This is a genomic window from Streptomyces acidicola (genome assembly GCF_009377235.1).
In the GTDB taxonomy this organism is placed as follows: domain Bacteria; phylum Actinomycetota; class Actinomycetes; order Streptomycetales; family Streptomycetaceae; genus Streptomyces; species Streptomyces acidicola.
On the sequence record NZ_VMNX01000064.1, the window covers coordinates 12,978 to 30,369 of the forward strand.

General features: G+C 71.8%; 16 protein-coding genes. 10 read left to right on the plus strand and 6 right to left on the minus strand.

The features are described from left to right. Position 1 precedes the first annotated feature (1 nt). The 3 genes from FPZ41_RS18660 to FPZ41_RS47115 form a co-directional block, all read right to left on the minus strand. Positions 2–775 carry a TrmH family RNA methyltransferase gene (locus FPZ41_RS18660; RefSeq protein WP_152864060.1) on the minus strand — a complete coding sequence of 258 codons (774 nt, stop codon included), beginning with the start codon at positions 773–775 and terminating at the stop codon, positions 2–4. A 148-nt stretch (positions 776–923) separates the two neighbouring features. Then, on the minus strand, positions 924–2,249 hold the full coding sequence (locus FPZ41_RS18665) for an HTTM domain-containing protein (protein ID WP_152864062.1): 1,326 nt from the start codon (positions 2,247–2,249) through the stop codon (positions 924–926). Continuing rightward, the gene (locus FPZ41_RS47115) at positions 2,249–3,205 is read right to left on the minus strand and encodes a DUF5819 family protein (protein ID WP_228022821.1); all 957 of its coding nucleotides are present in this window, start codon (positions 3,203–3,205) and stop codon (positions 2,249–2,251) included. The genes FPZ41_RS18665 and FPZ41_RS47115 overlap by 1 nt, the downstream gene beginning before the upstream one ends. A 587-nt stretch (positions 3,206–3,792) precedes the next feature. Here FPZ41_RS47115 and paaA point away from each other — a divergent pair. The 6 genes from paaA to FPZ41_RS18705 all read left to right on the plus strand — a co-directional run bounded on the left by paaA (position 3,793) and on the right by FPZ41_RS18705 (position 8,876). Continuing rightward, a complete protein-coding gene (paaA, locus tag FPZ41_RS18680; protein ID WP_152864064.1) occupies positions 3,793–4,848 on the plus strand; it encodes a 1,2-phenylacetyl-CoA epoxidase subunit PaaA in 1,056 nt (351 codons plus the stop codon). Then, positions 4,845–5,132, plus strand: a complete 288-nt coding sequence (gene paaB / locus FPZ41_RS18685) for a 1,2-phenylacetyl-CoA epoxidase subunit PaaB (RefSeq protein ID WP_131562872.1) — start codon at positions 4,845–4,847, stop codon at positions 5,130–5,132. The genes paaA and paaB overlap by 4 nt, the downstream gene beginning before the upstream one ends. Further along, on the plus strand, positions 5,129–5,878 hold the full coding sequence (gene paaC, locus FPZ41_RS18690) for a 1,2-phenylacetyl-CoA epoxidase subunit PaaC (protein ID WP_322620407.1): 750 nt from the start codon (positions 5,129–5,131) through the stop codon (positions 5,876–5,878). The genes paaB and paaC overlap by 4 nt, the downstream gene beginning before the upstream one ends. Then, complete coding sequence (gene paaD, locus FPZ41_RS18695) at positions 5,872–6,432, plus strand: 1,2-phenylacetyl-CoA epoxidase subunit PaaD (RefSeq protein ID WP_152864066.1); 561 nt, start codon at positions 5,872–5,874, stop codon at positions 6,430–6,432. Before paaC ends, paaD begins: the two co-directional genes overlap by 7 nt. Next, positions 6,432–7,496 (plus strand): 2Fe-2S iron-sulfur cluster-binding protein, encoded by a 1,065-nt coding sequence (locus FPZ41_RS18700; protein WP_152864068.1) that lies wholly within the window; start codon positions 6,432–6,434, stop codon positions 7,494–7,496. Before paaD ends, FPZ41_RS18700 begins: the two co-directional genes overlap by 1 nt. A 228-nt stretch (positions 7,497–7,724) precedes the next feature. Continuing rightward, on the plus strand, positions 7,725–8,876 hold the full coding sequence (locus FPZ41_RS18705; RefSeq protein WP_322620408.1) for an acyl-CoA dehydrogenase family protein: 1,152 nt from the start codon (positions 7,725–7,727) through the stop codon (positions 8,874–8,876). Between the two features lie 23 nt (positions 8,877–8,899). Here FPZ41_RS18705 and FPZ41_RS18710 read toward each other — a convergent pair whose 3' ends face one another. The 3 genes from FPZ41_RS18710 to FPZ41_RS18720 form a co-directional block, all read right to left on the minus strand. Then, positions 8,900–9,229, minus strand: coding sequence for a rhodanese-like domain-containing protein (locus FPZ41_RS18710; RefSeq protein WP_131562890.1), 330 nt, complete (start codon positions 9,227–9,229; stop codon positions 8,900–8,902). Between the two features lie 211 nt (positions 9,230–9,440). Next, positions 9,441–10,253 (minus strand): J domain-containing protein, encoded by an 813-nt coding sequence (locus FPZ41_RS18715; protein WP_322620412.1) that lies wholly within the window; start codon positions 10,251–10,253, stop codon positions 9,441–9,443. Between the two features lie 662 nt (positions 10,254–10,915). After that, positions 10,916–12,346, minus strand: coding sequence for a DUF2252 domain-containing protein (locus FPZ41_RS18720; RefSeq protein ID WP_152864074.1), 1,431 nt, complete (start codon positions 12,344–12,346; stop codon positions 10,916–10,918). A 386-nt stretch (positions 12,347–12,732) separates the two neighbouring features. Between FPZ41_RS18720 and FPZ41_RS18725 the strand changes: the two genes are divergently transcribed. From FPZ41_RS18725 to mdlC, 4 genes are read left to right on the plus strand one after another with little or no spacing between them, the layout of a single operon-like run. Further along, on the plus strand, positions 12,733–12,942 hold the full coding sequence (locus tag FPZ41_RS18725) for a ferredoxin (protein ID WP_152864076.1): 210 nt from the start codon (positions 12,733–12,735) through the stop codon (positions 12,940–12,942). After that, positions 12,932–14,380 carry an NAD(P)/FAD-dependent oxidoreductase gene (locus FPZ41_RS18730; RefSeq protein ID WP_322620409.1) on the plus strand — a complete coding sequence of 483 codons (1,449 nt, stop codon included), beginning with the start codon at positions 12,932–12,934 and terminating at the stop codon, positions 14,378–14,380. The genes FPZ41_RS18725 and FPZ41_RS18730 overlap by 11 nt, the downstream gene beginning before the upstream one ends. A 60-nt stretch (positions 14,381–14,440) precedes the next feature. Beyond that, a complete protein-coding gene (locus FPZ41_RS18735; RefSeq protein ID WP_152864078.1) occupies positions 14,441–15,649 on the plus strand; it encodes a cytochrome P450 in 1,209 nt (402 codons plus the stop codon). Positions 15,650–15,664: 15 nt separating this feature from the next. After that, entirely contained in the window at positions 15,665–17,329 is a 1,665-nt protein-coding gene (gene mdlC, locus FPZ41_RS18740; RefSeq protein WP_152864080.1) for a benzoylformate decarboxylase, read from the plus strand. Positions 17,330–17,392 lie beyond the last annotated feature (63 nt).

The following is a 17,392-nucleotide window of genomic DNA, read 5'->3' on the forward strand; positions in this document are numbered from 1 at the left end:
CCTAGTGCGGGCTGGAGTGCTGGGCGCTCGTCGCCGCGCCCCCGGTGGCGCTCCAGTGGAACAGCGTCATGGCCACACTGGTCGCGAGGTTGTAGCTGGAGACCTGAGGGCGCATCGGCAGGGACACCAGGTGATCGGCGCGGGCCCGGAGTGCGGCGGACAGACCGCTGCGCTCCGAGCCGAAGGCGAGCACGGCGTCGTCCGGAAGCTTCAGCGCCCGGATGTCGTCGCCCTCCGGGTCCAGCGCGAACACCGGGCCCGGCGGCAGCTCGTCCACGTCCAGCTGCTCCACCGCGGTGGCGAAGTGCAGTCCGGCCCCACCGCGGACGACCGTGGGGTGCCAGGGGTCGAGGGTGCCCGTGGTGACCACGCCCGCCGCCCCGAACCCGGCCGCGAGACGGATCACGGCTCCGGCGTTGCCGAGGTTGCGCGGGTTGTCGAGGACGACGACCGGAGCGGTGCGGGGGACGTGGGCCAGCGCCCGCAGATTCGCCTCCCGTGAGGGCCGTACCGCCAGGGCGGCCACGGCGGTGGGGTGCGGACGGGCGACGAGGGTCGCGTACGTCGCCGCGGGGACCTCCGCCAGGAGCGCGTCGAGGGTTTCCCGTACGTCGGGGGCCAGTTCGTCGGCGAGTGCGAGGGCGGCGCCGCGGTCGGTCGTGACGGCCACCGGGACCTCGGCCCCGAAGCGCACCGCGTGCTTGAGGGCGTGGAAGCCGTCGAGCAGGACGGAGGTGTCCGCGAGCCGCCGCCACACACGTACCGGATCGTTCATGCCGTGAAGCGTCTCAGATTGGCTTAGGGATCCCCAGTCTTGCTCAGGGATGTGAGCCAATCGCCTTCGTGCCCTGGTGCCGAACGGCGGGAACCGTCAGCCCTCGTGGCACGTCCCTCCGGACGCTGGTCGGTGAGGTCTCGCGATCTCACCGAGGAGGGTGCCCGACGTCGCCTGGGCGCCGGGCGTGCGCGTGACAGCCTGCCACAGGATCACTACGGACCGCTAATCCGGCTGATGAGCCTACGTGCGGTTCCTCGGCCCTCTCCGGGACGCCCGGCCGCGGCTTGTCCAAGCCCCGCGACGCGCGATCACGGCGACTTGGTCCGCCCGAAAGCAGCCTCCCACGCGCGCGTGCCGCCCCGTTGCCCAGGCGCCGCAGGAAGGACGTCGGCAGGAACACGGTGTCGGCGGCGATCATCGCGAGCGAGAAGAACGGCAGTCCCAGGACGACGGCGATCACGGCGTGCTCAGTGATCATCAGCGCCAGCAGGACGTTCTTGACGCGCCGGTTGAGGAGCGTGAACGGGAAGGCGACCTGCACCAGGACCGTCCCGTACGTCACGAGCATCACCATCGTGCCGTTCGCCGACAGCACGTCCGACAGCGCGGGCCACGGCGAGAAGGAGTCCAGGTGGAGCGGGTAGTACACGGCAGTGCCGTCCTGCCAGCGCGAGCCCTGGATCTTGTACCAGCCGGCGGTCGCGTAGATCAGACACGCCTCGGCCATGATCACGAACAGGGCCGCATTGTGCGTGAGGTTGGCCACGAGGTCGAGCAGCACGCGGGGCTCCCCGCTGCGCGCGTACCGCCCGACGGCCCACCACAGGCCCTGCAGGGCCCACAGCCCCCAGAAGACCGTCAGCCAGCCGCCCAGCGCCCCTCCACTGATCTTGCCGGCGGCCGTGGCCGCGGCCAGCAGCAGTCCGAGCACACACCACAGGGCGGGACCGATCCGGTCGGGCCGGGGCCACTCCCCACGCGCGCGTGCCTCCCGGGCGAGCCGCGCCCTGCGCGCGTCCAGGGACCACACCTGACCGCAGCGTGTGAGGACGAGGTAGATCGCCATCAGATGGATGACGTTGTCGCCGCCGTCCCCCATGAAGATGCTGCGGTTCTGCAGCGACAGAACGCCGACCATGAAGAGCACGCTCATGGTGCGGGTGCGCCAGCCCACGAGCAACAGAACGCCGGCCAGCACGGCCACGGCGTAGACGATCTCGAACCACACCTGGCTGTCGGACCACATCAGCACCGTGAACGCGTGGTTGCCCGCGATGAGCTGCTGGGCGAGGTCCCAGCTCCAGGTTCCGTCGGGCCCGTACATCTCCTGCCGGTTCGGGAACTCGCGCAGCAGGAACAGCAGCCAGGTCGCGGAGAAACCGATCCGTATGACGGCCGTCTGGTACGGGCCCAGCGCGGTGTCCGTGACACGGGTGATGCCGCGCCCGATCGCGGCGGCGGCCCGGCTCATCACGGGCCCGCCTCCGTCCGGTCCCGTTCGGCGACCTGCCACCAGGGCAGCTCGCGCACGATCGGCTTGTCGGACACCTTCTCCTCGCTCCACTCCGGCGGCGGCACGTTGGTGGTACGGGAGCGGACCTGGATGTGTTCGACGAGACCCCCGGGTCCGGCCGCGTTCTCGCGTTCGAGGCGCAGCACGACGATCCGGCGCAGATAGCGCTCGGCGAGGTCGCCGCGCTGGCCCGTGGGGCGGTTCTCGCTGTCGTGCGAGGCGACGTAGAGCTCCCAGGCCCGGCGCAGTTCGTTCTGCCGGGTGTGGCTCGGCAGGAGGCTGCCGTCGATCGCGGCGCCGTCCAGCGCCGTCAGGTCGTACCAGCCGGTCGTGCGGATGCTTCCGTCCGCGGCACGGACCTCGGCGCGCACCTGCACCGAGATGTTCTGCTGCAGCGGGTTGGGCGCGAACAGCATCCAGTTCTGCTCGAACTCCGGGTAGACCCACTCGTCGATCGCCCGGCCGTGCTTCTTGGTGACCGTGTTCGAGGGCGCCACGTGCAGGAACACCATCCCGAGGTGCACGCATGCGGCCACCGCGACGACGGCCAGCGCGAGGGCGGCGACGACCTGGTAGGGGAGCGACAGCGCGGTTATCCCGGCGGGGTCGGTGGGGTCGGTGGGGTCGGTGGGGTCCGCATACTCGGCGAGGTCTTCACGCTCGGCGGGCTCCGCGGCGGGGGGGTACGGGGCGTCAGTGGCCGAGAGACGGGGACCGCCGGTGCCGGTGTCTGTCGCGGTGCCGGTGCCGGTGCCGGTGCCGGTGCCCGTGCCGGTGCCGGTGCTCGCGATGCTGATGTCGCTGTCGGTGGCCGGGCGGTGTTCGGGCGTCGCCGGGCCGCCCTGCGCGGGAACGGCGGGGGCGATGGCGGCCTGCGCACGGGGACGGGGGTCCGAGGAGGAACCAGTGCTCAAGGAGGAGCCGGTGTCCGGCGCGCGGGCGGCGTCATCCGGTACGGAGGCAGTGTCGGGCGCGGAGGTAGTACTCGGTCCGGAGGCAGTGTCCGACGCAGAAGCGCTGCCAGGCCCGGAGGCAGTGTCCGACGCGGAAGCAGTGCCAGGCCCGGAGGAAATCTCCGGCGCGGAGGCAGTGTCGGGCGCGGGGGCCACGTCCGGCGCGGGGCCGTCGGGCGTGTCCGGCCCGTGCGGCTGCGGGGCGTTCGAGCCCTCGTCGTACGCGTCCATTCCGCCCCGATTCCCGATGTTGCGGTTCGCTTGCCCGTCTCCCGGTCCGTTGTCAACCCGCCTGGTCGAGGGGGTCCTGCCTCGCCCGGCCGCGAGCGCCGTACCGCGGTGTCCGCACCGGAACGGTACTCAGCCCCACCCGCCCGGCGCAGCCACACCGGGAACCGCGATCACATCAGCACATCAGTCACACCGGCGGCATGAGTTGTCCACAGGCGAGTTATCCACAGCGGTTGACACCATACGGCGCCCCAACCCACCATTGAATCGAGCGGACCGAACGATCGGTCGGGAGCAGGGAGAGGCGAGGGGGAGCGATGGCGACAGCAGCGCACCGGATTGCCCGGACGCCGGAGGAGGACGGCCCGGCGGACGAGGCAGCACTCGCGGTGGCGTACGAGGCGGCGTTCGACGCAGCCGTGGCGGCCGACGAGCGGATCGAGCCGCGGGACTGGATGCCCGACGCCTACCGGGCCACGCTCGTCCGGCAGATCGCCCAGCACGCCCACTCGGAGATCATCGGCATGCAGCCGGAGGCCAACTGGATCACGCGGGCGCCCTCCCTGCGCCGCAAGGCGATCCTCATGGCCAAGGTCCAGGACGAGGCCGGTCATGGCCTGTACCTGTACAGCGCGGCGGAGACCCTCGGCACCAGCCGCGACGAGCTGCTCGACAAGCTGCACAGCGGCCGCCAGAAGTATTCGTCGATCTTCAACTACCCGACGTTGACCTGGGCGGACGTCGGCGCCATCGGCTGGCTGGTGGACGGCGCCGCGATCACCAACCAGGTGCCGCTGTGCCGCTGCTCCTACGGGCCGTACGCGCGCGCGATGGTCCGCATCTGCAAGGAGGAGTCCTTCCACCAGCGCCAGGGGTACGAGCTGCTGCTGACCCTCAGCCGCGGCACCCCCGAGCAGCACGAGATGGCGCAGGACGCGGTGAACCGCTGGTGGTGGCCGTCCCTGATGATGTTCGGCCCGCCCGACGACCAGTCGCAGCACTCCGCGCAGTCGATGACATGGAAGATCAAGCGCCATTCGAACGACGAGCTGCGCCAGCGCTTCGTGGACATCTGCGTCCCCCAGGCGGAAACCCTGGGCCTCACACTCCCGGACCCGGACCTGAGGTGGAACGAGGAGCGGGGACACCACGACTTCGGCGAGATCGACTGGACGGAGTTCCGGGAGGTCCTCAAGGGCAACGGCCCGTGCAACGAACAGCGGATCACCCAGCGCAGGCGCGCCCACGACGAGGGCGCCTGGGTGCGGGAGGCGGCCGCGGCGTACGCCGAGAAGCACACGTCCAAGGACACGGTCCAGAACGGGGCCACCAGGGCCAACAACGGGGCCAAGGACGGGGAGGCGGCGGCATGACCACCAGTGAATGGCCCCTGTGGGAGGTCTTCGTCCGCTCACGCCGTGGGCTCTCGCACACCCACGCCGGCAGCCTGCACGCCCCGGACGCCGAGCTGGCCCTGCGCAACGCACGCGACCTGTACACCCGGCGTGGTGAGGGCGTCTCCATCTGGGTCGTCCCCTCCGCCGCCATCACGGCGTCCTCGCCGGACGAGAAGGACCCGTTCTTCGAACCGGCGGCCGACAAGCCGTACCGCCACCCGACGTTCTACGAGATCCCGGAGGGGGTGAAGCACCTGTGACGGAGACGACGAAGCCACCGAAGGCCCGCGAGCCCGTCCCCCACACCGCCGCGGCCCTGGCCCTCGGCGACGACGCCCTGGTGCTCTCGCACCGTCTGGGGGAGTGGGCGGGCCACGCCCCCGTCCTTGAGGAGGACGTCGCCCTCGCCAACATCGCACTGGACCTGCTGGGCCAGGCCAGGGTGCTGCTGTCGATGGCCGGGGACGAGGACGAGCTGGCGTATCTGCGCGAGGAGCGCGCCTTCCGCAATCTGCAGCTCGTCGAGCAGCCGAACGGCGACTTCGCGCACACGATCGCCCGCCAGCTGTACTTCTCCACGTACCAGCGGCTGCTGTACGCACACCTGGCCGCGGGGGACGGCGAATTCGCCGGGCTGGCCGCCAAGGCAGTCAAGGAGGTGTCCTACCACCAGGACCACGCCGAGCAGTGGACCCTGCGCCTCGGCGACGGCACGGACGTCAGTCATGAGCGGATGCGGCGGGCGTGCCAGGCGCTGTGGCGATTCACCGGCGAGATGTTCCAGCCGGTGGAGGGCCTCGACGTCGACTGGGAGGGGATCCGGGCCGCCTGGCTGGAGTCCGTGTCCGCCGTCCTGCGCCGGGCCACGCTGGATGTTCCCGAAGGCCCGCAGTCCGGTGCGTGGAGCGCGGGCGCCGGACGGCAGGGGCTGCACACCGAGCCCTTCGGGCGGATGCTCGCCGAGATGCAGCACCTGCACCGCAGTCACCCGGGGGCGTCATGGTGACCTCCCCGACCGCCACGACGTCCCTGGAGGCAGAGCTGCTCAGGCTGGCCGGCTCGGTTCCCGACCCCGAGCTGCCCGTCCTCACCCTGGAGGAGCTGGGCGTTCTCCGCGCGGTCCACGTACGCTCGGCGGACTCGGTCGAGGTCGAGCTGACCCCGACGTACACGGGCTGCCCGGCCATCGAGGCGATGTCGCTCGACATAGAGCGGGTGCTGCACGAGCACGGCATCCGTGAGGTCTCCGTCCACACGGTGCTCACCCCGCCCTGGTCCACGGACGACATCTCACCCGAAGGCCGCCGCAAGCTGCGGGAGTTCGGGATAGCGCCCCCGCGGACGGGCCGGGCCCCCGGACCGGTCCCGCTGACCCTCGGGCCGACCCGCACGACCACGCCGGACACGCGTCCGCAGGGCCCGGACCCAGACCCGATCCGCTGCCCCCACTGCGGATCGGCCGACACGGAACTGCTGAGCCGTTTCTCGTCCACCGCGTGCAAGGCGCTGCGGCGGTGTCTGGCCTGCCGTGAACCGTTCGACCACTTCAAGGAGTTGTGATGGCCCGCTTCCACACGCTCCCGGTGACGGCGGTCGACCGGCTGACCGACGATTCCGTGGCGCTCACCTTCGCCGTGCCGCCGGAGCTCCGTGCGGACTACCGGCATGCGCCCGGCCAGCACCTCGCCCTGCGCCACGCGGTCGACGGCACGGAGATCCGCCGTACGTACTCGATCTGCTCGCCCGCCCCGGCACCCGGCACCGACGGCCCGCGGACACTGCGGATCGGGGTGCGGCTGGTCGAGGGCGGCGCCTTCTCCACATACGCGCTGAAGGAGATCGGCGCCGGCGACGAGGTGGAGGTGATGACCCCGGCGGGCCGCTTCACGCTGGAGCCCGCGCCCGGACAGTACGCGGCGATCGTCGGCGGCAGCGGCATCACCCCCGTGCTGTCGATCGCGACGACGCTCCTGACGCGGGAGCCTCAGGCGCGGTTCTGTCTGATACGCAGCGACCGGACATCGGCCTCGACGATGTTCCTGGAGGAGGTCGCCGACCTCAAGGACCGCTTCCCGGAGCGGTTCCAGCTGGTGACGGTGCTCTCCCGGGAGGAACAGCAGGCGGGGCTGCCGTCCGGGAGGCTCGACCAGCAGCGGTTGACGGAGCTGCTGCCGGCGTTGCTGCCCGTGGAGCAGTTGGCGGGGTGGTTCCTGTGCGGGCCGTTCGGCCTGGTGCAGGGGGCGGAGCGGGCACTGCGCGGGCTCGGAGTGCCTCGGGCCCGGATCCACGAGGAGATCTTCCACGTGGACGCCGGGACGGCGCCGGCCTCGGTCTCGCCGGCCCCCGCGCACAGTTCGGTGACCGTCCGCCTCGACGGCCGTGGCGGGACCTGGCCGGTGCGGGACGGCGAATCGCTGCTGGACACCGTGCTGCGCAACCGTCCCGACGCGCCGTACGCCTGCAAGGGCGGCGTGTGCGGAACCTGCCGGGCCTTCCTGGTGACGGGCGAGGTGCGCATGGACCGCAACTTCGCGCTGGAACCGGAGGAGACCGATGCCGGTTACGTGCTGGCGTGCCAGTCCCATCCGGCGACGGAGAAGGTGGAGCTGGACTTCGACCGCTGAGCGCTTCCGGGGTGACGTGGAGGCGGGCTTCCACGCCGCGATGTTTGTCGGCCCGTCCTGGAGAACGGCGCCGGATGATCCCTGGACAGTACGGGTCGGTCCCTGGACGTTCCCTTCTTCTAGAACCTGTTCTATCTTGACGCTCCGTCAGGCCGGAGCGCGGATCAGGGTCAGGGTCAGGGCGCGGGTCCGGTCGTCGGACGGCGGCGTGCGGAAGGGGACGGAACCGTGGACTTCACCTTCACCGAGGAGCAGCAGGCGGCGGTCGAGGCGGCGAAGGCGGTGTTCGCCGGGGTCGCGCCGGACGGGGTGCCCAGCCCGGCGCTCACTCCGGGTGCCGTGGCCGACGACTTCGACCGCGCGCTGTGGGCGAAGCTCGCCGACGCGGATCTGCTGAGCCTGCTGCTGGAGCCGGAGTACGGCGGGGCGGGGCTGGACGCCATCGCGCTGTGCCTGGTGCTGCGCGAGTCGGCGAAGGTGCTGGCCAGGGTGCCGTTGCTGGAGAGCACGGCGGCCGCGGTGGCCGTACAGGCCCACGGGAGCGAGGAGCTGAAGGCCGCGCTGCTGGAGCGGGCGGGCCGGGGCGAGACGGTGCTGACGGTCGCTGCGAACGGCCGGACGGGCCACGATCCGGCCGAACTCGCCGTGACCGCACGGCACGAGAGCGACGGGACCTGGGTCCTGGACGGCGTGCAGACGGCGGTGCCCTGGGCGTACAACGCCGACTTCGTCCTCGTCCCCGCACACGCCCCGGCGGCCGGACGCACCGTACTCGCCCTCGTGCCCCGGTTGCACGAGGGAGTCGTGCTCGCCGAGCAGGTCACGACGACGGGTGAGCGGCTCGGCGAGCTGAGCCTGGACTCCGTGAGGCTCCCCGCGCGGGACGTCCTGGACGCCGACGGGGCGTGGGAGTGGCTGCGTGCGCTGCTGACCACTGGGACGTGTGCGCTGGCGCTCGGTCTGGGTGAGGGTGTGCTCGGGATGACCAGCGAGTACACGGGGAAGCGGGAGCAGTTCGGGTTCCCGATCGCCACGTTCCAGGCCGTCGCCGTGCAGGCGGCGGACCGCTACATCGACCTGCGGGCGATGGAGGCGACGCTGTGGCAGGCGGCGTGGCGGGTCGGGTCGGGGACAGGGGCGGGTGCGGGGGCCGCGTTGCCGTTGGCCGGGGACGTGGCCGTGGCCAAGATCTGGGCGTCGGAAGGCGTACGGCGAGTCGTGCAGACGGCACAGCATCTGCACGGCGGCTTCGGCGCCGACGTCGAGTACCCGCTCCACCGGTACCACGCCTGGGCCAAGCAGCTGGAGCTGTCCCTCGGCCCGGCGGCGGCCCACGAGGAGGCACTGGGCGACCTGCTGGCGACGCACGCCCTCGGGTGACGCCGGTCGCGCCCGGCCCGTGACTACAGCACGAAGCCGGGCTGTCCCTTGGCGTCCACGACCGCACGTCCGCCGGCCGCCCAGAGCTGCATGCCGCCGTCGACGTTCACGGCGTCGATGCCCTGCTGGACGAGGTACATCGTGACCTGGGCCGAGCGTGCGCCGCTGCGGCAGATCACATGGACCCGCCCGTCCTGCGGTGCCGCCTCGGTGAACTCGCCGTAGCGGGCCACGAACTCACTGATGGGGATGTGCAGCGCCCCCGCGGCGTGACCCGCCTGCCACTCGTCGTCCTCGCGGACGTCCAGCAGAAAGTCGCCGTCCGCGAGGTCCGTGACCTCGACCGTGGGCACACCAGCTCCGAAATGCATGTGACAGACGCTACCCGACCGAACAGGGGTGCGGTGTCGCCGAGCCGGCCGACGACGACGGCCGGCTCACACCGACTCCCGGGCCGACAACGACACCCGGCCGGCAAAGACGGCCGAGTGGCAAAGACGGCCGGCCGGCAAAGACGGCCGAGTGGCCCGCGGCGCCCGAGTGGCCCGCACGTACGAAGGCCCGCTAGCCGAGCAGCCCGGCCAGTTCCGCCTCGCGTTGGGCAACCTGGGCGAGGAGCTGCTCGGCGATCTCGTCGAGGAGGCGGTCGGGGTCGTCCGGCGCCAGGCGCAGCATCCCGCCGATCGCGCCCTCCTCCAGCTCCCGGGCGACCAGGGTAAGCATCTCCTTGCGCTGGGCGAGCCATTCGAGTCGGGCGTAGAGCTCCTCGCTGGGACTCGGCCTGCGTTCCTCGGGGACGGGACCCGCGTCCCACTCCGCGGAGAGCTCCCGCAGCAGTGCCTCGTCGCCGCGGCCGTACGCCGCGTTGACCCGGGTGATGAACTCGTCGCGCCGTTTGCGCTCGGTCTCGTCCTGCGCGAGGTCGGGGTGGGCCTTGCGGGCGAGTTCGCGGTAGAGCTTGCGGGCCTCCTCGCTCGGGCGCACCCGCTCCGGGGGCCGCACCGGCTGGTCCGTGAGCATCGCCGCGGCCTCCGGGAACAGCCCGTCCGAGTCCATCCAGCCGTGGAAGAGCTCCTCGACCCCGGGCATGGGCATGACCCGTGCACGGGCTTCCTGGGCTGCGCGGATGTCCTCCGGGTCGCCGGTGCGAGCGGCTCGCGCCTCGGCGATCTGGGCCTCCAGCTCGTCGAGCCGCGTGTACATGGGTCCGAGCTTCTGGTGGTGCAGCCGCGAGAAGTTCTCCACCTCGACGCGGAAGGTCTCGACGGCGATCTCGAACTCGATCAACGCCTGCTCGGCCACCCGCACGGCCCGCTCCAGCCGCGCCTCGGGCCGCGCGTCCTCGGTCCCGTCGGTTTTCCCGTCGGACCCGCCCACACTCGTGTCGGCCTCGCCCGTACTCGTGTCGGGCCCGCCCGCCGCCGTGTCGGGCCCGCCCGCCGCCGTGTCGGTGGTGCCGGCATTCGTGTCGGAGCCGCTCTGGTCGCCCGCGCTCGTCTCAGAGCCGCCCGCGCCATCACCGGAGTCCGCAGCTCCGGCATCCGTGCCATCACCGGCATCCGTGCCATCACCGGAACCCGCGCCACTCCCGGAGCCCGCAGCCTCACCGGAGTCCGGAGCCCCAGAACCCGCACTCCCCGTACCCGCGCCGCCCCCGGATGCGGGCTGCCCCTCGCCGGAGCCCTCCCCGCCTTCCCTACCTTCCCCGCCCTGCTCGGCTGCACCGGCCGGTATGTCGGGCCGCCCGGCGGCGCCGGACGACGCCTCCGCAGGCGCGGCCGCCTCCTCCTGCGGACCTCCCGCATCGGGCACGGACTTGGACTGATCGGCTTCCGGGGTCGTCACCCGACCAGCGTAGGCCACGGCCCGACCGCCCACCGAGCTTCACCGTCCCCGCCCGGACCCACGATCCGGCCCACTCACACGCTCAGCTCCGCCGCCCCACGAGTGCCGTCACACTCCCGCCGGTCCCTCACACGCCCGCAGGCCTCACAGGCCGGCACGCCTACACGCCTCACAGGCTGGCGCGCCTACACGCCTCACACGCCCAGTTCCGCCGCGATCCGCCCGGCCCTGACCGCCGCCACCAACACGTCGTGGTCGGCTTCCGTCCGGTCCGCGTATGTGACCGCGAACGACGCGATGGCCTCGTCCAGCTCCTCGCTCTTGCCGCAGTAACCGGCGATGAGACGGGGGTCGGCGGTGTGGGTGTGGGCGCGGGCCAGGAGGGCGCCGGTCATGCGGGCGTAGTCGTCTATCTGGTCGACAGCGAGGGCCGCCGGGTCGACGCTGCCCTTGCGGTTGCGGAACTGCCGCACCTGGTAGGGGCGTCCGTCGACCGAGGTCCAGCCGAGCAGGATGTCGCTGACGACCTGCATGCGCTTCTGACCGAGGACCACCCGGCGGCCTTCGTGGGGCACGGCCGGGGCCTCGAAGCCGGCCGTCGCCAGATGCGGGAGCAGCACCGAGGGGCGGGCCTCCTTGACCTGGAGGACCAGCGGCTCGCCCCGGTGGTCCAGCAGAAGGACGACGTACGAACGGGTGCCCACACTGCCGGTGCCGACCACGCGGAACGCGACGTCGTGCGCCGCGTACCGGGCCAGGAGCGGCAGACGGTCCTCGGACAGCGTCGTCAGGTACTCCTCCAGGGAGGTCACCACCGACGCGGCCTCCTCGTCCGGCACGCGGCGCAGCACCGGCGGGGCATCCACGAAGCGACGGCTGCCGTCCTGAAGCACCTCCGTGGACTTCGCCGCGAACCGCCCGCTCGTGTTGGCCCGCGCCTTCTCCGAGACCCGCTCCAGCGTGCCGAGCAGGTCGTGGGCGTCGGTGTGGGAGACCAGTTCCTCGTCCGCGATGGCGTTCCACGCGTCCAGTACCGGCAGCTTGGCGAGCAGCCGCACCGTGCGGCGGTACACCCCGACCGTGTCGTATGCAGCCTTGCGGCAGCTGTCCTCGTCGGCGCCCGCCTCCCGGCCCGCGAGGACGAGCGAGGTGGCGAGCCGTTTGAGATCCCACTCCCAGGGGCCGTGCACGGTCTCGTCGAAGTCGTTCAGGTCGATGACCAGTCCGCCGCGCGCGTCCGCGTACAGGCCGAAGTTCGCCGCGTGCGCGTCACCGCAGATCTGGGCCCCCATGCCGGTGACGGGCGTGCGCGCGAGGTCGTACGCCATGAGGCCGGCCGAACCGCGCAGGAACGCGAAGGGCGTCGCGGCCATCCTGCCGACCCGTATCGGCGTGAGCTCGGGGAGCCGACCGCGGTTGGACTCCACGACCGCGGTCGCCGCGTCCGGCCGGCCGGCGTCGAGCGTCAGCTCCGCATGCGCACCGCGTCGTACCCGCGCGCGCAGCGCCTTCCCCTTCTCCTTGGGCGAGCTTCCCTCCACGGGCCACCGCGCGAAACCGCGCACCCAGGGCACCCGCACCCCGGCCGCCGCCTGTGCCTCCAGCACCGCACCGACCTCGGTCATGCCGACCACCTCCCCCGCCCGCACACGAACATCAACTCCGCGAAACCGTACAACCGCCGGCCGAAACGCGTCAGACCCTGTGGAAAACCTGGCGGCACGAAGCGGTCAGAAGGTCACGCTCGCAGGGCACGGCTGAGAGCCGCACGCCCTGACGCGCGAATGGTGATGTCGCTGCCCCCCGCCACCCTGCCCGCGAAACCCCGTTCAGCACCCCTGTCCAGTTCCCCTGTCCAGTTCCCCTGATCAGTCCAGCAAGCCCCGCTCCGCCGGAGTAGCCGGGCGAGCGCCCGACCCGTCCCGAGCTTAGAAAGGGAGCTGAGAGACAGAGCTCAGAGAGGGACAGGGAGCTACAGGGAGCTCAAAGCCCCCGGAGGGAGTGGCTCGGGATGCAGATCGTCGTGGACCTCACCCGCTGCCAGGCGTACGCGCAGTGCGTGTTCCTCGCGCCGCAGGTGTTCTCGCTGCCCGGTGAGGAGGCCCTGCTGTACCGCCCGGCCGTCCCCGACGATCAGCTGGAGCGCGTGCACCAGGCCGCGGCGGCGTGCCCGGTCCAGGCCATTCTCGTGGGGGAGGAGGTGAGCTCCGGTGCCCGGTGACCTCCGGGACGGCCGGATCGTCATCGTCGGTGCGTCGCTGGCCGGGTTGCGGGCCGCCGAGACACTGCGCGAGAAGGGCTTCACCGGCTCACTGACCGTGGTGGGGGAGGAGCCCCACCCGCCCTACGACCGGCCGCCGCTGTCCAAACAGGTGCTGCTGGGCATGGCAGCGGCAGACACCACCGGCCTGCCAATGCGCCCTGGCCCGCCGATGAGCCCGGACCTGCCGATGCGCCCCGGCCCGCCCATGCGCCCCGGCCTGCCGACGCGCCAACCCCTGGACGCCGACTGGCGGCTCGGGGTGCGCGCCACCGGGCTCGACCTGGACGGCAAGCGGATCCTGCTGGCCGACGGCGATTCACTGCCCTACGACCGGCTACTGATCGCCACCGGAACGCGGGCCCGCCCCTGGCCCCGCCCGGAGCAGGCCGCCCTGGAGGGAGTGCTCACCCTGCGCACCCGCGACGACGCCGCGCGCCTGGCCGACCGGCTGGCCGCCGGGCCACGCCGTGTGCTGGTGATCGGTGCAGGCTTCACCGGATCCGAGATCGCCTCGGCCTGCCGGGAACGGGGCCTCCCCGTCACGGTCGCGGAACGCGGCACCGCACCACTGGTGGGCGCACTCGGCGGCACCCTGGCCAAACTCGCAACCGGCCTGCACCGGGCCCACGGCGTGGACCTGCGCTGCGGAGTGACCGTCACCGATCTGCGCGGCGACGACAGCGGCCGGTTCACCGGAGCGGACCTCTCCGACGGCGACCGCATCGACGCGGACCTGTGCGTCGTCGCCCTGGGTGCCGTCCGCAACGTCGAGTGGCTGGCGGATTCCGGGCTGGCGGCGGGCACTCACGGGGTCGCCTGCGACGCGGGCTGCCGCGCCTTCGACATGTACGGAATCGTCACCGACGACGTCTTCGTGGCCGGCGACGTCTCCCGCTTCCCGCACCCCCTCTTCGACTACCAGATGCTGTCCCTGGAGCACTGGGGCAACGCGGTCGAGCAGGCCGAGGTGGCGGCCCACAACATGGTCACTCCGGAGCCGCGACGGCGCCCGCACCTCGCGGTCCCGGTGTTCTGGTCGAACCAGTTCGGCGTCAACATCAAGTCCGTGGGCGTGCCCACCTTCTCCGACCAGGTCGTCATCGCCCAGGGCTCGCTCCGCGACCGCCGTCTGGTGGCGGTCTACGGCTACCGGGGCCGCATCACCGCCGCGGTCACCGTCAACATGGCCAAGTGGCTGGAGCACTACCAGCGCCTGATCGAGACCGCCGCCCCGTTCCCGCCCGGGCCCGGCGCGGCCGACGGTCACCCCCTGGTGACCGAATTCCCGCTCCCTTCCGACGTACCGGACCCGAAGGGGCTGTCCCATGGCCCCACCGTCGCGCTCACCGGTCATCTGCCGGACCGCCGGCTCACCGTGGTGCGCCCCGCCGGCTGACCCCTGCGTCTGCACGGTTTCACGTGAAACACCCCCCGCCCTGCCACGAGGAGCCCCCGCATGGCTGTCGACACCCTGCTGGAGCGGATCACCGACCAGGCCAACCGCCCCGACCCCTACCCTCTGTACGCGGAACTCCGCGAGGCGGGCGTGGCGCGGCAGACGGACGGCAGCTACCTGGTCGGCACGTACTACGACATCGTCTCCCTGTTCCACGACCCGCGGCTCAGCTCGGACCGCCGCAACCGCGCCGCCCCCTACCGCGGCCTGGAAGCGGAAGAGCCGGAGCAGATGCTCCCCTTCATCCGCCTCGACGACCCCGAACACCACAGGCTGCGCAGCCTGGCCACACGGCCGTTCGGTCCCCCGCACAGCCCGGACCGGATCGACTCGATGCGCGGCGAGATCGCCGCGATCACCGAGGAACTGCTCGCGTCGTTCCACGGCCGTACGCGCATCGACATCGTCGACGACTTCGCGTACCCGCTGCCCGTCACCGTCATCTGCCGACTGCTCGGGGTCCCGCGCGAGGACGAGCCGGTGTTCCGCGAGTGGTCCGGCGCGATCATCGACTCCGTCGACATCAGGCCCGGCGAGGACCCCACCGAGCGTCAACGGGCGGGCATCCAGGCCCGGGCGCAGATGGGCCGCTATCTGGCGGACCTCGCCGACCAGCGCCGTGGCCGCCCGGGCGACGACATGCTGTCCGCCTTCGTCAACGACCCGGACCCGGCCGGAGCCCTCACCCACGAAGAACTCGCCGCCACCGCCGTACTGCTGCTCGTCGCCGGACACGAGACCACGGTCAACCTCATCACCAACGGGGTGCTCACCCTGCTGCGCCACCGCGACCAGCTGGACCGGTTGCGCCGTGAACCCGACCTGATGCCCGGCGCGGTGGAGGAACTGCTGCGCTACGAGCCCCCGGTCCACATGCTGCAACGCACCCCCCTCGCCCATGTCGACGTCGCGGGCACCACCATCCCCAAGGGCGTGCCCGTGGTGCTGGTGCTGGCCTCGGGCAGCCGTGACCCCAAGCGGTTCCGCGACCCCGACCGGTTCGACCCCGCCCGCCAGGACAACCGGCACCTCGGCTTCGGCAGCGGCATCCACATCTGTTACGGCGCACCCCTGGCCCGGGTCGAAGCCCAGATCGCCCTGAGCGCGCTACTCCCCCACCTCAGCACCGCAACCCTGGCCGAAGACCCTCCCCCCTACCGTCACAGCGCCGTCCTGCGCGGCCCCCGGCACCTCCCCATCGAGTTGTGAGAGTCGGTGGCAACAATGACCAACCAGCCCGACCAGCCCCATCAGCCCGAACTGACCAACCAGCCCGACCAGCCCGATCTGTCCACCGTCCGCAGCGTCACCTACGACCTGCTGCGGACCCTGAAACTCACCACGGTCTTCGGTAATCCCGGCTCCACCGAACAGCCCTTCCTTCAGGACTTCCCCAAGGACTTCACCTACGTCCTGGCGCTGCAGGAGGCCTCCGTCATCGCGATGGCCGACACCTTCGCCCAGGTGACCCGCCGCCCCGCACTGATCAACGTGCACTCCTCGGCCGGGCTGGGAAACGCCCTGGGCAACCTGGTGGCGGCCTACCACGGAAACACGCCCCTGATCATCACCTCGGGACAGCAGCACCGGGAACTGGTGATCGGGGAGCCGTATCTCGGCAACCGTGAGGCCACCACACTGCCGAAGCCGTGGGTGAAATGGTCCTACGAGCCCGCCCGCGCCGAAGACGTCCCCGAGGCCTTCCTGCGGGCCTACGCGGAGGCCTTGCAGCCGCCGGCCGGACCGGTCCACCTGTCGATTCCCATGGACGACTGGAAACGGCCCCTGTCCGGCTTCGCCAGGGTGCGGACGGTGAGCGCCCGCGTCGCCCCCGACACGGAGCGGCTGCGCGACTTCGCCGACCGGATCTCCGCGAGCCGCCGCCCCGCCCTGGTCTTCGGACCGGAGGTCGACCGCGGCGGCGGCTGGGACGCGGCCGTCGCCCTCGCGGAGAAGCTGCGCGCCTCCGTCTACGGCGCCCCGCTGCTGGACCGTGCCTCCTTCCCCGAGGACCACGCCCTCTTCGGCGGCCCGCTCGGCATGTCGGTGAGGACCATCAGCGACCGGCTGGCGGGACACGACCTGGTGGTCGTGATCGGCGCGGAGGTGTTCCGGTACTACCCCTACGTACCCGGCGACTATCTTCCCGACGGCGTGGAGCTCCTGCAGATCACTGGCGATCCGGGGGTTGCCGCGGCGGCGCGGGTGGGCGACAGCCTCCTGGGCGATCCCACGACGGCGATCGAACTGCTCCTGGACCTGGTCGCCGAGGGATCGACACGGACCTCCCCGGAGCCGATGGCGCGGCCCCGCGAGCTGCCGCAGGCGCCTGGCAGCCCGCTCACCCCACCCGAGGTGTACGCCGCCCTGAGCCGGGTCCGGCCGCCCGACGCGGTCATCGTCAACGAATCGACCTCCACGATGGCGCAGCAGATCGAGTGGCTACCCACCAACCGGTCCGGATCGTTCTTCGCCACGGCCAGCGGAGGGATCGGCTGGGGCACCCCGGCCGCCGTGGGCGTCGCGCTCGGCGACCGGGACAGAGGCGTCGAGCGGCCGGTGGTCGGCCTGATCGGCGACGGCTCCTTCCAGTACTCCGTGCAGGCCATCTGGACAGCGGCGCAGCACAACCTGCCGGTCGTCTACGTGGTCATGCGCAACCACGAGTACTCCATCCTCAAGTCGTTTGCGGTGCTGGAGGAGACTCCGGGCGTTCCCGGGCTCGATCTGCCCGGGATCGACATCGCCTCCGTGGCCCGCGGCTTCGGATGCCGCGCGGTCGACGTGGAGACCGCTCAGGACCTGGAGCGCGAGTTCACTGCGGCCCTGAGCGCCGGCACCACCACGGTCATCGTGGTGCCCACGCAACCCCAGAAGGCGATGCTGTAGGCGAAACGGCCCGCACGACGACCCTCACGACAGCCCGCACGACAGCCCGCACGCCAACCCCCA

Bases quoted from the DNA above. Each gene is read 5' to 3' on its own strand.
- FPZ41_RS18720 (WP_152864074.1), bottom strand. From the start codon at position 12,346: ATGACCGAGGTCGGTGCGGTGCTGGAGGCACAGGCGGCGGCCGGGGTG.
- paaB (WP_131562872.1), top strand. From the start codon at position 4,845: ATGACCACCAGTGAATGGCCCCTGTGGGAGGTCTTCGTCCGCTCACGC.
- FPZ41_RS18725 (WP_152864076.1), top strand. From the start codon at position 12,733: ATGCAGATCGTCGTGGACCTCACCCGCTGCCAGGCGTACGCGCAGTGC.
- paaD (WP_152864066.1), top strand. From the start codon at position 5,872: ATGGTGACCTCCCCGACCGCCACGACGTCCCTGGAGGCAGAGCTGCTC.
- paaA (WP_152864064.1), top strand. From the start codon at position 3,793: ATGGCGACAGCAGCGCACCGGATTGCCCGGACGCCGGAGGAGGACGGC.
- FPZ41_RS18660 (WP_152864060.1), bottom strand. From the start codon at position 775: ATGAACGATCCGGTACGTGTGTGGCGGCGGCTCGCGGACACCTCCGTC.
- FPZ41_RS18665 (WP_152864062.1), bottom strand. From the start codon at position 2,249: ATGAGCCGGGCCGCCGCCGCGATCGGGCGCGGCATCACCCGTGTCACG.
- FPZ41_RS18700 (WP_152864068.1), top strand. From the start codon at position 6,432: ATGGCCCGCTTCCACACGCTCCCGGTGACGGCGGTCGACCGGCTGACC.
- FPZ41_RS18735 (WP_152864078.1), top strand. From the start codon at position 14,441: ATGGCTGTCGACACCCTGCTGGAGCGGATCACCGACCAGGCCAACCGC.
- mdlC (WP_152864080.1), top strand. From the start codon at position 15,665: ATGACCAACCAGCCCGACCAGCCCCATCAGCCCGAACTGACCAACCAG.